The organism is Tabrizicola sp., assembly GCF_031377265.1.
In the GTDB taxonomy this organism is placed as follows: domain Bacteria; phylum Pseudomonadota; class Alphaproteobacteria; order Rhodobacterales; family Rhodobacteraceae; genus JAUYQR01.
The window spans coordinates 1-2,023 of the sequence record NZ_JANMET010000024.1 but is presented as its reverse complement, the minus strand read 5'-3'; the positions used below and the strand labels follow the sequence as shown (position 1 = coordinate 2,023).

Below are 2,023 nucleotides of genomic sequence, written 5' to 3'. Positions count from 1 at the left end.
TATTTGCCTTCAGTGACACAAAGTGGCCAGAGCTTCTGCTTCCGTCAGCATTGCGCCAAATGGAAGACGATCTCTTGATTGGTGCGCTAAACCTGAGGCGCGTTGTCGAGCGTTCCGCCACTGGAAGCCTAAGTGAGGTTGTCCCACGCTTTACCGAACTCACCGGGAAGGCCGCTGCGGAGTACGAGAAATCTTTGTGGGTGATCCTTGGGCGGATTGTCCATCACGAAATGATGGAACCCGCCATCTTAAGGGACGACAACTATTACTCAGGAAGTGCTGGCAAGATCGCAGGCTTCTTGGTCTGTGACGTGAAGATAGAGTCAGACCGTGGTTCAATCCTTGTGAATGTCCCCGGCTTTGCAATCGCGGCGGCAAACGAGCTTGGCCGCCAATTCAAACAATCTGCATAGCAGAGACAACGCATGCCCGTCCTCGTCAACACATCCACCCGCGGCATTTGCCAAAGGCTTCACCGGCAACTGCTGCAATCTTCAGACCAGACGGCCCCGCGAACCATAGTGCGCTTTGCTGCTGTCGCTGCCCTTGCCGCCGCTCTGGGCACCGCACCAGTCAGCGCCTTCACCGTCGACGACGCCGACATCACGGTGACCACTTACCAAGTCGCCGGCAACACCCTTGCCGAAATCGAACGGTCCATGGCCGAGCGCGGCCCCAACGGCTTCTGGGCCTACACCACGTGGAACGTCAACTGGACCGGCGGCTGCGCCCTCACCGTCACGGCGGAAATCATCATGCCGGAACTTGGTCCGGATACCAACCTCAACGCCAGCGATGTCGCCGAATTCGCGCGGATGACCGAGGCGCTTTATGCCCATGAAATGCTGCATGTGGAAAACGGCGTTGCAGCGGCAGATGAGGTGGAATCCCAAGGCTGCCCTGCCGATACCAGCGATATCTTCGCCACCTACAATCAGGCCGACATCGACCTCGATGCCGAAACCGATCACGGCTTTACTCAAGGGGTCTACCTTGACGCCGAATAGCCACCAAACCGCCTTGCGCAGCGCGCCCCCCATGCGCCCAAGCAAGACCATCTGACGCCGAAGGCGCCCCGCCAAACAGTTAGGAACGCGACCCATGTCCGTACTCGTCAACACTAGCACTCGCCTGATCTGCCAGGGCATCACCGGCAGCCAGGGTACGTTCCATTCCGAACAGGCCATCGCCTATGGCACGGTCATGGTCGGCGGGGTGACGCCGGGCAAGGGCGGCACCACGCATCTTGACCTGCCAGTGTTTGATTCTGTCCACGACGCGATGGCGAAAACCGGCGCGAATGCGACCGTGATCTACGTGCCGCCGCCGTTTGCCGCCGACAGCATTCTCGAGGCGATCGACGCCGAAATCCCGCTGATCGTCTGCATCACCGAAGGCATCCCGGTCTTGGACATGATGAAGGTGAAACGCGCGCTGCTCAATTCGAAATCCCGCCTGATCGGCCCGAACTGCCCTGGCGTAATGACGCCCGGTGAATGCAAGATCGGCATCATGCCCGGCAGCATCTTTTCGCGCGGCTCGGTCGGGGTGGTGTCACGCTCCGGCACCCTGACCTACGAGGCGGTCAAGCAGACCACCGACGTGGGCCTCGGCCAATCCTCCGCCGTCGGCATCGGCGGCGACCCGATCAAGGGGTCCGAACACATCGACATCCTCGAGATGTTCCTCGCCGACCCCGACACCCATTCGATCATCATGATCGGCGAAATCGGCGGGGCTGCCGAAGAAGACGCCGCCCAGTTCCTCGCCGATGAAAAGAAAAAGGGCCGCTGGAAGCCCACCGCCGGTTTCATCGCCGGCCGCACCGCCCCCCCCGGCCGCCGCATGGGCCATGCGGGGGCCATCGTGGCAGGCGGCAAGGGCGATGCGCAGTCAAAGATCGAGGCGATGAAAGCCGCCGGCATCGTGGTGGCCGACAGCCCGGCGGAGTTGGGCGAGGCGGTGATGAAGGCGATCGGGAGCTGATAAATGACGCTATCCGAGGCCACCCGAAGCGCATTTC

General features: G+C 61.2%; 3 protein-coding genes. All 3 read left to right on the top strand.

All coding sequences use genetic code 11. From position 1 onward, the window contains the following. A partial coding sequence (locus RMO18_RS01405; RefSeq protein WP_309663462.1) for a hypothetical protein occupies positions 1-413 on the top strand: 413 nt, incomplete at its 5' end. Positions 414-521: 108 nt separating this feature from the next. After that, positions 522-1,007: a DUF922 domain-containing protein gene (locus RMO18_RS01400; RefSeq protein ID WP_309663460.1), complete on the top strand. Its 486-nt coding sequence runs from the start codon at positions 522-524 to the stop codon at positions 1,005-1,007. Between the two features lie 94 nt (positions 1,008-1,101). Next, positions 1,102-1,986 (top strand): succinate--CoA ligase subunit alpha, encoded by an 885-nt coding sequence (gene sucD, locus RMO18_RS01395; protein WP_309663459.1) that lies wholly within the window; start codon positions 1,102-1,104, stop codon positions 1,984-1,986. Positions 1,987-2,023 lie beyond the last annotated feature (37 nt).